This window comes from Lacinutrix gracilariae, from assembly GCF_042684485.1.
Taxonomy (GTDB): domain Bacteria; phylum Bacteroidota; class Bacteroidia; order Flavobacteriales; family Flavobacteriaceae; genus Oceanihabitans; species Oceanihabitans gracilariae.
Map to the genome: position 1 here is coordinate 412038 of NZ_JBHULM010000007.1, position 13238 is coordinate 425275.

General features: G+C 29.2%; 11 protein-coding genes. 10 read left to right on the forward strand and 1 reads right to left on the reverse strand.

Features of this window, described 5'->3' with window-relative positions; genetic code table 11:
* Positions 1-127 precede the first annotated feature (127 nt).
* Complete coding sequence (locus tag ACFSSB_RS04780; protein WP_379901536.1) at positions 128-4531, reverse strand: translocation/assembly module TamB domain-containing protein; 4404 nt, start codon at positions 4529-4531, stop codon at positions 128-130.
* A 102-nt stretch (positions 4532-4633) separates the two neighbouring features.
* On the opposite strand from ACFSSB_RS04780, the gene tsaD reads away from it, so the two are divergent.
* The 10 genes from tsaD to ACFSSB_RS04830 all read left to right on the forward strand — a co-directional run bounded on the left by tsaD (position 4634) and on the right by ACFSSB_RS04830 (position 13227).
* Positions 4634-5656 carry a tRNA (adenosine(37)-N6)-threonylcarbamoyltransferase complex transferase subunit TsaD gene (gene tsaD, locus ACFSSB_RS04785; RefSeq protein ID WP_379901538.1) on the forward strand — a complete coding sequence of 341 codons (1023 nt, stop codon included), beginning with the start codon at positions 4634-4636 and terminating at the stop codon, positions 5654-5656.
* A gap of 157 nt (positions 5657-5813) precedes the next feature.
* Positions 5814-6437, forward strand: coding sequence for a peptidylprolyl isomerase (locus ACFSSB_RS04790; protein WP_379901540.1), 624 nt, complete (start codon positions 5814-5816; stop codon positions 6435-6437).
* Between the two features lie 146 nt (positions 6438-6583).
* The gene (locus ACFSSB_RS04795) at positions 6584-6793 is read left to right on the forward strand and encodes a hypothetical protein (protein WP_379901542.1); all 210 of its coding nucleotides are present in this window, start codon (positions 6584-6586) and stop codon (positions 6791-6793) included.
* 86 nt (positions 6794-6879) lie between these two features.
* The gene (locus ACFSSB_RS04800; RefSeq protein WP_379901544.1) at positions 6880-7584 is read left to right on the forward strand and encodes a 16S rRNA (uracil(1498)-N(3))-methyltransferase; all 705 of its coding nucleotides are present in this window, start codon (positions 6880-6882) and stop codon (positions 7582-7584) included.
* A gap of 2 nt (positions 7585-7586) precedes the next feature.
* A complete protein-coding gene (locus tag ACFSSB_RS04805) occupies positions 7587-8228 on the forward strand; it encodes a DUF4159 domain-containing protein (protein ID WP_379901546.1) in 642 nt (213 codons plus the stop codon).
* Positions 8229-8239: 11 nt separating this feature from the next.
* A complete protein-coding gene (locus ACFSSB_RS04810; protein WP_379901548.1) occupies positions 8240-9058 on the forward strand; it encodes a hypothetical protein in 819 nt (272 codons plus the stop codon).
* A gap of 543 nt (positions 9059-9601) precedes the next feature.
* Positions 9602-9979, forward strand: a complete 378-nt coding sequence (locus ACFSSB_RS04815; protein WP_379901550.1) for a hypothetical protein — start codon at positions 9602-9604, stop codon at positions 9977-9979.
* 142 nt (positions 9980-10121) lie between these two features.
* Complete coding sequence (locus ACFSSB_RS04820; RefSeq protein ID WP_379901552.1) at positions 10122-10811, forward strand: hypothetical protein; 690 nt, start codon at positions 10122-10124, stop codon at positions 10809-10811.
* A 148-nt stretch (positions 10812-10959) separates the two neighbouring features.
* Positions 10960-11412, forward strand: coding sequence for a hypothetical protein (locus ACFSSB_RS04825; RefSeq protein ID WP_379901554.1), 453 nt, complete (start codon positions 10960-10962; stop codon positions 11410-11412).
* 636 nt (positions 11413-12048) lie between these two features.
* The gene (locus tag ACFSSB_RS04830; RefSeq protein ID WP_379901556.1) at positions 12049-13227 is read left to right on the forward strand and encodes an MFS transporter; all 1179 of its coding nucleotides are present in this window, start codon (positions 12049-12051) and stop codon (positions 13225-13227) included.
* The last annotated feature ends 11 nt before the right edge of the window (positions 13228-13238 follow it).

Sequence of the window (13238 nt, forward strand, 5' to 3'; positions counted from 1 at the left end):
TAATAAAGAAATTTTACAATATACTAGGCATTTGTCATAATTTAACAGAATGTTGAAACTATAACGTTTTAGTTGATAAATTAAAATGGGGCAATATCGATTTTAGGATAAAAGCAGTGAAAAAAAGTTAATTTTCTCTGTTTCTTCGCTTTTTAAAACCAACATATTCTGGTAAAGCTTCAGATGCTTTTTCATTGGCTTCTTTTTCTGCTTTTTCTTCTTCAATTTTTTTCTGTCCTTTAAAGATGATTTGAAGTAGTTCTTTAAAAGTGTCAAAATCTACATTATATGCAATACCTAATCCTTGGGTGTAGCCTATTTCTTCACCAAAATTTCGAATACTATTTTCTCTATTAAAAACATTTGCAGTAAAAGTACCTTCTTCATTTAGTAAGAAATCTATTTGCACATCTCCTGCTACTGCTGTTTGGCTAATACCACCAATTGGTACACCTACTTTACCATTAATACGTATACGATCACTTATATTGGTTTGTAAGGTTACACCTAACCTATTATCTGTTTCGTATTCTGGTGTATTTTCTCCTAGCTCAACATTTAAACCTACTTGCAGTTTATTATCTCCATTATCTAACAATCCATTTACAATACCATTAATACGCTCTTCTATGGTACCATTAATGTTTAATTCACTAATTCCGCTAGAAAAAGAACCTGTAGTTAATAAATAGATGGCTTGATTACTTCTGTCGTCTTTAGATTCTAGTCTATAATCTAACTCTGATTTTACAGTAGTACTTAAATTAGGAAACTGAAATTGATAGTCTATATCTGGCAGTTCTAATTTACCTGTTAACTCTAAATGTAAGTTTACAGGAATACGTCTATTTATAGGCGAATCTAATAAAGGCGAAGGATTTGCTTGTGTTTTATAAATGGCTTCAATATTAATATCTGCTTCTGTAGGTTCTCCGTTCCAGGCAAGAGTACCACCAGGAACTACCAGAAAATCTTTTTGTATAATACCTCCATATCTAAATTTATAGATTCCTTCAAAAACAGAAAAGTCACCATACATATTAAATTTACCATTGGTATTTATTTCTGCTAGTAAACCACCTTCACCACGACCTCTAATGGTACTTCCGCTTTCTTTGTCCATTACAATTTCAATTTCGGCATCTTGTGTTATATCAATATCGAAATCTAATTCTAATCCAGAGATATCTTCGGTAGTAATGTCACGTCCTTCTAATTTAGCTTGTTTTTCTTCTGGACTTAAAAAATGGATATATGAATTGTCACCAAAAGTTTCTGTATCACTTAAAGGAATTACAAATACAGTACCTTTTTTAGTTTCGCCAATAACGTTTATACGCAATTGGTTAGCAGGACCTGAAATATTTGCTGTACCACCAACAAAGCCAGTACCATAATACAATTGGTCTTCGTCTTCTGTGGTATTTAATACAAGTAGTCTATCGGTTTTTAAATCTAAATTCATGCTCCAATCTCCAAAATTGACATGACTTAATCTTCCTTTTAAATTTGCTTTGGTGTTGTATACTGTATCTGTTAAATCGATATTATTAAAAATAAAGCTTTGGTTTCTTAAGGTTACCGAAGAATTATCTGCAAAACTATAATCTACATTTAATTCTGGTATACCTAAACCACCTTTATCTAAAATTAAATCGCCATTTATACCTGGTTTTTTAAGACTTCCAGATACTTTTACTCTTCCTGTTGCTAAACCTCTTATATCTTTTAATACACCTTCAAGAAAAGGGTTTAATGGTTGTAAATTAAATTTATTAAAAAGAAGTGCAACATCTATATTTTGTGTAGTTTCAGATACATCTAAAGTACCAATAGCACTAAACGATTTTTTTTCATCGTCTTTAATACTTGCGTTTATAGTATAGTTGGTTAAGGATTGGTTTCCTTTTATATTGGCATCAAAAGAACCTAAAACAAGGTCATTAACGTCTAAATCATCAATAGTTATAGTAGATTCTGGTAAATAGCTTCCGTTTTGTTGTACAACATTCAAGGAACCGTTTACTAATCCTTTTAAACTTAAATCTTCAATATCTGGAGTTATATTTTGTAAATAAACATTTTTAAAATTGAGTTTTAAATCTTTATTGTCTTTTCCGTTTATAATTCCGGAAAGCTTAATTTCTTCATCATTATGGTTAACTACAAATTGATCTAGATTAAAGTTTTCAAAATTGGTATCGATGGTTACTTTATTGAAATTATCTTTCTTTTCATTTATATACCATTTGTTTCCTTTTAAAGTAACATCTGATTTTTTAAAACCTACTACAGATTGGTTTTCCTCGTTTTTGGTATGGTAAAAACTTAGGTTGTATAAATCATTATTGGTTTTACCTCCTTTAAATTCTGAACGCATAAATAGCGTATCATTTAAGGTTACATTAATAAGGTTGAATTTAGAAATATTATAGATATTAGTATGTAAACTATCTACTTCTACATACGTATTAAATAATGGGTTTTTATTATCTACCTGTAACTCTATAGCATTGGCAAAGTAATCTAGCCATTCTATTTTTGGCGACTTAAAAGTTAGTTTAAATTCTCTTTCATCGCTTTCTACTCTTCCTTTTACAAAGGTGTTTTTACCAAGTTGCAGTTCTGGTACAAAAACCTCTATTATTTTATTATAAATTTTAAAATTAAAGTCTATATATTGATTGGTAGATACCTCATAAGGACTGTATTTTGTGTATAAACTACCAAGTGCATTAACAAATAACGCATCAATATCATCTATATAAAAAACACCACTCATTTGTCCTTCTATAATATCTGGAGAGTTTACATTTATATATCTTATATTATCTTTAAAAGAAGATACTACAGCAAAATCATCAAAGAAATATTCGTCATTATCATTTTGATAAAAGGTTTTATTAAATTGAATGCTACCTACTACATCATCTAAGGTAGTACCTTGCATTTTCATATCTACAACCCCTTTAAAAACAGACATACTATCTTTTTTAATAAAGTTTAATGCTTTTAAATTGGCGTAGTCTACATTGGCAACAAAGTCAAACTTGTTTATATCTTGCGAAAAATCTGCAAGACCATTAAATTTAAGTTTAAAATTTTTGTCTTGCGTGTTTACTTTTCCGTTAAATATTTTGTCTTTTAAATTACCTAACACAGAAATATTTCTGTACACATAATCGTTGTATTTAATGGAATAAACATCTCCTTCAATTTTTGTATTTAGGTTTTCTTTTGTGAAACCTTTTCCGTCAACATCCAGATTTAAAGAAGCTACATTTAAGTTAGAATCGTTTAAAAAAGTACCAAGATCAAATTCATTAAAAACAATGTTTCCTGTATAGGTTGCATTATCTATATCTTGAATTTTTTTCATTTCTAGGTTAGAAATAACAATACCTAAGTCTGTATTTATTTCAAGATTTGCTTTAATGGTAGAGGTAGTAATAAAAGTAGTACCATTCATACTAAAATTACCAAGTTTATCAAAAACAGAAGGAATTGCTTCGCCTAAAACATTTGGTAGTAATGCTTTTAAATCTCTATAATTAGAAGAAAGATTGGTTAATTTTCCGTTCATAGAAAAATTATTTTCTTCAATATTAAATAAGTTTTTAAAATTTAAATCGCCATAAATCTTGGTTCTAGAACTTGTATTTAATTTTAAATTATCAACATTTAAGTTATTTAATGTACCACTAATATTTGCATTAAAATTAGCACGTTGCCCAATACCAAATTCATTATAAAAAGTATTAAGTTCATCTAAAGCCACACTAGCATCTGTAAAATGAGCTTCTACTTTTACTTTATTGGTAAAGTCTGAAAAATCTTTTCTATCATATAAAAACTTTAAATCACCTACTAATGAAGAGTTTTCTGTTTTAATTTTAAGATTTGCTAAAGTGATATCTTGAAGTGTATATGCAAAATCTGAAGATAGATTTTTCATGACCATACCACGACTGTCATGAAATGCCAAGGTGTTTATTCTTGTACTTACATTAGGTCCATTAATTAAAAAATTAGTGGCATTAATATCTATTGCAGTAAACTCTAGAATTTTTGGAGTTTCTTTGTTTTCGTTTATTAATCTAAAAGTACCATCATAAATAGAAATATCACTAGAAGACATTAAAAAGGTATTTTCACTTTTTCTTGGGTTATCTTCATCAAAGCGAGCAACAAAAATATCTAAATTTGTTTCTTCTTCTCCTTTATAGGTTTTAATATTAAAAATTAAACCTTCTAAATCTATATCTCCAAAGGCGAGTTTGCTATTAATTAGATTTTTAAAATTTAAAATAGAAGTATTAAGTTCTTTGGCACTAATAAGTGTATCCTTTTTATAATCTTTTATAAGAATTTCTTTAAGCTCTACATCTCCATTAAACTGCAGTCCTACTCTATTAATATTTATATTTGTGCCATACTCTGTATTTAGCCAATTGGTAGCAATTTTACCAAGTCTAGTTTGAACAGCAGGAATAGAAAGTACCAACACCAATATGATGAAAAGTAGTAGCAATACTGCTACAATTTTAGATGCTATTTTAAAAAATTTTTTGATACGTTTTAAAGTTATAACTTTGAAGTCAAAATTAACAATTATTGTGCCTAATATTTACTAATGTCCTCACAAAATATTTACATACTTGCAATTGAGTCTTCTTGCGATGACACTTCTGCGTCTATACTACTAAATGGCAACGTTTTAAGCAATATTGTTGCTAGTCAAAAAATACACGAAGAATATGGTGGTGTTGTTCCAGAATTAGCATCTAGAGCACACCAACAAAACATTGTACCTGTTGTACATCAAGCTATTGAAAAAGCAGGAATTACTAAAAACATGCTGCATGCCATTGCTTTTACAAGAGGTCCAGGACTAATGGGTTCTTTATTGGTTGGTACTTCTTTTGCAAAATCATTGGCTTTTGGTTTAAAAATTCCGCTTATAGAGGTAAACCATATGCAAGCACATATTTTAGCGCACTTTATAGAAGAAAAAGGTTTTAGTAAACCTCCTTTTCCGTTTCTTGCTATGACTATTTCTGGAGGACATACACAAATTGTTAAAGTCTCTAACCATTTTGAAATGGAAGTTATTGGAGAAACTATTGATGATGCTGTTGGAGAAGCTTTTGATAAAAGCGGAAAAATTTTAGGTCTTGGCTATCCTGCTGGTCCTGAAATAGACAGACGTGCTAAACTAGGAAACCCAAAAGCTTTTGCATTTACAAAACCAAAGGTAAAAGGTTTAAATTTTAGTTTTTCTGGATTAAAAACAGCCATTCTTTACTTTATACAAAAGCAAGTAAAAGAAAATCCTAGCTTTATTGCTGAAAACCTCAATGATATTTGTGCATCTATACAATACACTATTATTGGTATTTTAATAGATAAACTTAAACTAGCTAGTAAGCAAACAGGCATTAAACATATTGCTATTGGTGGTGGTGTTTCTGCAAATTCAGGAATTAGAGAAGCCTTAAAAAATGGCGAACAAAAATTTGGATGGACAACCTACGTTCCAAAATTTGAATATACCACAGACAATGCTGCAATGATTGGTATTGTTGGTTATTTAAAATATTTAGAAGGAAACTTTACAGAACAAAATGTTACTGCTTCTTCAAGACTTAAAATATAAACCGCTTAAAAATTAGGTTACTTTAGGTTTAAAAGGGAAAAAAGGGACATTTTATCACCTGTTTCTGTTAAATAAAGCGGATAATATTGTAGAAAACGGTAATTATAAAATATAATTTTTGTTTTTTTGTTACTACAAGAATAAATCCCAAATACGAATGAAGAAATTTTTACTACTTGCCTTTTTGTTTTCTATCACTTTAACAGCACAAGAATCTGAAGTTAAAGAGTTTGATGATATCATTAATACCGAAGATGCAGAAACTTACATTAAAGAGAAAAAATCTAAAAAAAATAAAATTATAATCTTTAATGAAGCAAAACACCAATCTGGTTTAGCTGTAGACCTTTATAAAAGTGGTGCCGCAACAGTTGTTAGTGATACCGAAAAAACAAAATATAAAGTAATTGAAAAAACAACTACTACCAATTACAGAGTTAGCTATATCTTTTTTGACGGATTAAAAATGTCTTATTCGCAAATTAATACACTAAGAGACAAAATACTTAAAAAATATAAAGAAGGAACACCATTTAGCCAATTAGCAAAACAATACTCTATGGATGACAATGCTAATAATGGAGGGGATTTAGGATGGTTTGAAAAAGGATTAACACACCCAACTTTTGAAGCAGAAATATCTAACAGCACCTACAAAGTTGGAGATGTTTTTACTATTGATATAGTACAAAACCAATGGTATTATGTTATTTTAAAAACCCACGAACCAAAAGAAGTTCAAGAAATTAAAGTTTTAAAAATTGTAGAACCTTTAAAATAGTATCCAATAATTATTATTTATGGTCTTTTTAGGTGCTATATCTTTAGATTATAGTTTTTATTTGCTGTTTGTCTAGTATTTTTACGTTTAAATAAAAAGTTTTTTAGATTAGATATAACAATAAGCTTTAATCTAAAATTCTAATTATGAAAAAATTCTATTTAATCTTTTCTGTTGCTTTTGTAAGCATACTATCTATGAGTAGTACTACAGAAAACAAAGCACTTAATCAAAAAGTAACCATTTGCCACATTCCTCCAGGGAATCCTTCAAATCTTCATAAAATTACTGTAAGTGTAAATGCACTTCAAGCACATTTAGCACATGGAGATTTAATTGGTGCATGTGAGGATTAATACGTAATCCATAATTTATTAAAAATAAGAGTCTCAAAAATGAGGCTCTTATTTTTTTTGTAATAACAAGTTTCTATCTTCGCATCATGCAATTATTCTACAACCCAGACATTACAGAAAACACCACAGAATTCTCTTTTAACAAAGAAGAAAGTAAGCATATTGTAAAAGTGCTAAGAAAATCTGTAGACCAAACCTTGCTAATTACAAACGGAAAAGGTTGGCTTTTTACTGCACAAATTACCATAGCTGCTATAAAAAATTGTGTGGTTCGTATTATAGATAAGCAATTACAAACTAAAAAAAACTATAAGCTTCATCTTGCGGTTGCACCAACTAAAATGAATGATCGTTATGAATGGTTTTTAGAAAAAGCAACCGAAATTGGCATAGACAGCATCACTCCTATTATTTGTGAGCATAGCGAAAGAAAAATTATTAAGCCAGAACGCTTTGAAAAAATTATACAATCTGCAACTAAACAATCGCTTAACTGTTATATACCAAAACTAAACCAAGCAATTTCTTTTAAAGAGTATATTAAACAAGACTTTTCTGGTAACTTATTTATTGCACATTGTGAAGAAACAGATAAAAAATCGCTTAAAAGTCAGCTACAACCAAACCAAGAGGTTACAATACTTATTGGACCAGAAGGTGATTTTTCTGTTAAAGAAATAGAGCTAGCCTTACAAAATCATTTTATTCCTGTAACTTTGGGAGAAACTAGATTACGTACAGAAACAGCAGCTATTGTTGCTTGTCATTCTGTTGCTTATACAAATGAATAATTATGAAAACATACTTATCTTTTCTATTTTCTCTTTTTACTTTTTTTTTATTCTCTCAAGAAATAGCCATTTTAAAATATAAAGGAGGTGGCGATTGGTATAGTAATCCTACAGCATTACCAAACCTCATAACCTTTTGCAATAACAACATTAACACAAAACTTACAGCAAAACCAGAAACGGTTGAAGCAGGTAGTTTAGATATTTTTCAGTTTCCTTTTCTACACATGACAGGTCATGGAAACGTTTTTTTTAGTGAAGCAGAAGCCGAAAATCTTCGTAATTATTTAATTTCTGGTGGTTTTTTGCACATCGATGATAATTATGGTATGCAACCATACATTGTTAAAGAATTAAAAAAAGTATTTCCAAATCAAGAATTGACAGAGCTTCCTGCAAACCATGGCATTTTTAATATAGCATATTCTTTTCCTAAAGGATTACCAAAAATTCATGAGCATGATGGTAAAAGACCACAAGCCTTTGGTTTGTTTCATGAAAACAGACTCGTACTACTCTTTACTGTAGAGAGTGATTTAGGAGATGGTTGGGAAGATCCTGCTGTACATAATGATCCTGCAGCAGTAAGACAAAAAGCGCTACAAATGGGAGCCAATATTATTAAATATGCTTTTAGTAATTAGTTATGTGGCATATGAGAAAAACACTATTCTATATTACAATCATCTTTTTCCAACTGTCTTGTGTAGAGAATAAAGGTATTGATAAAAAAGATAGAAAAATTACTGAACCAAATATTACAGAAATTACTGAATTTGATTTGGATAATTATGTGTTGAATCCTGAAAGTACTGATACTTTATGTAATAAAGATATTAACAGAGCGAAAATAGATATCGAAAACGAAAAGTATGTTTACGTAGCGCCATTTATTATTGCTATGAAAAGATACTCGAATGAATTAAAAAAATTATATGCCAAAAAAGGTGTCGAATTAGATTTTGAGCTACCTAATTGTGTTGTAGAAGAAGGACAGACTGAAGGATGTTATAGAGTGATTATGAATTCTTTTCTAATCGAAAAATTAGGTGTAAACTTTGAAAAAGAATTTATTAAAAAAGCAGATAGTCTAACCACAATACGAATGACTAATAGTGATATTCCAATTATTTCTTGGAATTGCGATGTTGAACCAGAACCATTATTAAAAAATCGTTCATATTTGGAAACAACTCTCGACGTTGAGAATTTGGATTTAAAGAGAACAGAAAAAGCTAAAACTTGGCCAGCTATCGATTTAAATTTTATTATTGAGAAAGACGGAAATATATCAAAATTTTGGAGTCACAATTATATGCCGAATTTGGAACATAATGAAAAATTTAAAGATGACTTATATAAAATAGGCGTGGATTATATTAAGCAGAATTATCCTGTTTGGAAAGCAGGTCGAATTAACAATATTCCTGTTAGAACTGAACATCATTTACGTCTAACATTCATCGGGAAATAATACGCCACATAACAACGTATATAGCTCATAGCTGGGCAATTGCTTAAATGAAGTTAAGGCATATTTGCAAGTCCGCCAAATTTTTAAATTTGGTTTATTGATAAAAAAAGGTAATAAGAAAAATTTAAAAATTCGGCTCGTGCTTAACCGAATAATATATCCGACGAATTTTTATTGGATTCATAATCTTGACGAAACTGGCACATTGAAAATGATGACGGAAAATGGACGAGACTTTGTTGAAATTTATATATCTGAATGTGCTGAATTATTAAAAACCAATCCTAAAATATTAAGCGGAATAACAACAGATTTTAAACGGAATTAAAAACTGTAGGTAACATCGTATATAAAAAATTGCTATTTTTAGCTAAATCAAAAGTTCTTTGCGCATTTGCTACGTCTGATTTTCCTTCGGAAAATCATCGCATGCAAACACGCAACTTTCCATACCCAAACACATTCTAAAAATTTAAAATGACTCTTTCTCAAGTATACTTTTATATGATTATTATAATCTATCTAGCTTTAAATTTTGTGATTATGACATCTACTGAAGACTTAAAAGAAGAAAAACGTTTTACAAAACTTTATAAATTTACTTTTCTAATTGGATTGATCGGAATTATAATGGAATTATTAAATTGGAATTTTCTATGTCGATTTCAATGTGTACTTATAACTTTTTCTCCATTTATAACCATGAATATTATAAAAGGAATAATGCTTTTTTTCGAAAAGGTTTTTAAGAAAGTTCCCTATCAAACTCATCGCGGAAAGTTGTCTGACGGAATTTGGATTGAAAATAAAGGAGATTTAAAGCACAAGAATTATTACGAAATGTACACTTTTAGCATTATGGTATTACCAATTTTCATTTTAGCTGGATTATTTATTCTGATTAAGGAAAACCTATGCTAAAATCCTGTTTAAAAATCGCTAAATTAGTGCTTAGACAGAGATTGTTGCTGTTTTGTTACGTCTGGTTTTCCTTCGGAAAACTCTCGTACACAAAACCGCACTATTCTTACACAAACATGTAACCAGTAATATTTAAAAACTTTTGAAAAGAGAAGAAAAAATTGCTCAAACTTATTTCGAATCTCTAGGCTTTCAAAATATTATTTTTGAGCCAAAAGGTAATCGAACACCTGACTTTGAAATCGGTAAAAATATAGCAATTGAAGTTAGGAGACTTAATCAATTTTATAATGAAAAACCAATTGAGAAAGTGGCTTTTAATTTAATTCCTAAAATTGTCAATCAAATTGAATCATTTGGAAATGGCTCTCACAATAGTTCAGCATTTATTGGAATAAAATATAAAAGACCAATAAATTATAACAAAAAAATAAAGAAAAAGATTGATTGTATTTTGGAATATCATTCTAACGAAATGCAAAATCATAAAGTTTATAAAATAAATAAAAATTTAGAAATTAATATTTTTCCTTCAGAGAAAAAATTTGATGTACAATATCATTTTGGCTCCTCTGCAGATTTTAATGAAGGTGGTTTTGTGTTAGGTAATATATACAATAGTCTAAAATTGATAAATGCCGAAAAAGCAGATAAAATAGAACCCTTTAAATCTGAATATAAAACTTGGTGGTTAGCTTTAATTGACAATATAGGAAATGGATTAAGTAAATCAGAATTGCTACAGTTAAGAGAAAGTATAGATTTTGACTTAAATTTTGATAAGGTTTTTATAATTTCAAACTTAAATCCGAAATTAGGAGGAGAAATATAAAATACTACAGCTAACATCTTGTAAAATTAATTGCTAGTTCTAGCCTACTTACGAAAGTCCTCACGGACTTTCTATCTGTGATTTATTTGCTAACTTTAGTGCTTAAACACGCAACGAAATCATACACAAACACATTCCAAAAATTTAAATGGAGAAACGCAAGAAAATATCTACTAACATTATCTTTAGAAAATACTTCCTCTCTTGGTTTGTGTTGGTATTCGCTTATATTATTACCAATTTCTTTAATTTAAGTCGTTTTTGGGATTATGGCACTTGGATCATAGCTATACTTACTTTCCTTTTATTTGTTTCACTAAAAAAAATGGAATTCACAAAGAATGCTGTTTACTTTGATAATAAAAAAGTAGAATATGAATCTATTACTCACCTTAAAACATTTGAAGTTCAGCATAGACCTTTTTATCTATTTAAAACGAACTCTGAAAATTTTCTGAAGCGTTATTATTTAACTCAATTAGGAGGTATTGGATACTTTTCCATAATTAAAATATTATTTTCATATAAAAACGCAACGGAATTACCTCTTGCTGAATTTTTAACTCTTTTAGATGAAAAATCGAATATTTCGAAAAACTGAAAATCGAATAAAAACGAGTGCCAAACATCGTGTTTAAAAAATCGCTAAATTAGTGCCTAAACAAAGATTGTTGCTGTTTTGTTAAACAAACACATTCTATCTAATTTAAAAATGACAAAAGACATTATAAAAGATAAATTTCTACTACCAATATTATTAACCCTTTTTTGGGGACTGCTATATTTCAATAAAATGAATGATTGGGTATTTCTATTAAGTTTTTTAATTATTATATTGTTGCTATTATGTCTTGCGTTCTATTTAAAAAACGACTACTACATTGTAAATTACTCTATTGAAAATAATTTATTAAAAATTCAATACCATAAGAACTTCTCCACAAAACAAGTGAATACATTTTTTGCTGATTGCAAATCAATAGAATCTGTAAAATTTAATTCAAAATCCTTTTTAGATACATTTCACGTAATTTCATTTAAATATGTAGATAAGGATGGGCTTTATAACAAAAAAACTCTTAAAACGAATAATGACAAAGTGTTTATAGACCTATTACATTATTTAAAAAAATAAAAAACACAAGTAACATTACTCCCATTTTTTTTTTAACTCTTACATACGTTATCTAATCACAATAAAAACGACGAACAGAAGAAAATAGCCAAAAGGTACTACATGAAACCACCTAAAGTAATACTTCCTATCATTGTAATTTCTCAATTTTGTTGTACTTCACTTTGGTTTGCAGGAAATAGCGTAATAAATGATTTAATTGTAAATTTTAATCTTAACGCAAATGCTTTAGGCCATTTAACTTCTGCTGTGCAATTTGGTTTTATTATTGGTACACTCCTTTTTGCTGTTTTAACTATAGCAGATCGTTTTTCTCCTTCTAAAGTATTTTTTATTAGCGCTATACTTGGCACTCTTTTTAATCTAGGTATAATACACAGTGCTAACCATTTAACTAGCTTGCTAACGCTTCGGTTTTTTACTGGTTTTTTTCTTGCAGGAATCTATCCTATTGGTATGAAAATAGCAGCAGATTATTACAATCAAGGACTTGGTAAATCTCTAGGTTTTTTAGTTGGCGCATTGGTTTTAGGAACTGCTTTTCCGCATGTATTAAAAGACATGACACATACTTTTTTATGGAAATCTGTAATACTTACCACTTCTACTCTCGCGATTTTAGGAGGCTTGTTAATGCTGCTTTTTGTTCCTGATGGTCCTTACCGAAAGCCAATGCAGAAAACAGACCTTTCTGTTTTTTTAGGTGTATTTAAAAATACCGAATTTCGTTCTGTCGCTTTTGGGTATTTTGGTCATATGTGGGAACTATATGCTTTTTGGACATTTGTACCAATCTTACTAAAAAAATATACCGAAACCCATCTACAAACCACTTTTAATATACCAATACTATCTTTTGTAATTATAGGTGCTGGTGGTTTAGCATGTGTATTGTCTGGATATATAGCGCAACGCAAAGGCACTAAAAAAACTGCATTTACAGCACTACTCTTATCTTGTATCTGCTGTTTAATTTCACCTTTGTTATTTGCTGTAACTAATGCAAATGTGTTTATTGCTTTTTTTATTTTTTGGGGAATTGTTGTTGTTGCAGATTCTCCGTTACTATCTACGCTAGTAGCCCAAAATGCAGCACCAAAAATAAAAGGCACAGCGTTAACTATTGTAAATTGTATTGGCTTTGCAATAACCATAATTAGTATTCAAATACTAACAAAAATGTTGGCTTTAACAGCATCTAATGGTATTTTTGTCGTTTTAGCAATAGGTCCTATTTTAGGTTTATTCATGTTAAAAAAGAAAAGTCCGTTTAATTTATAATATATTCGCTT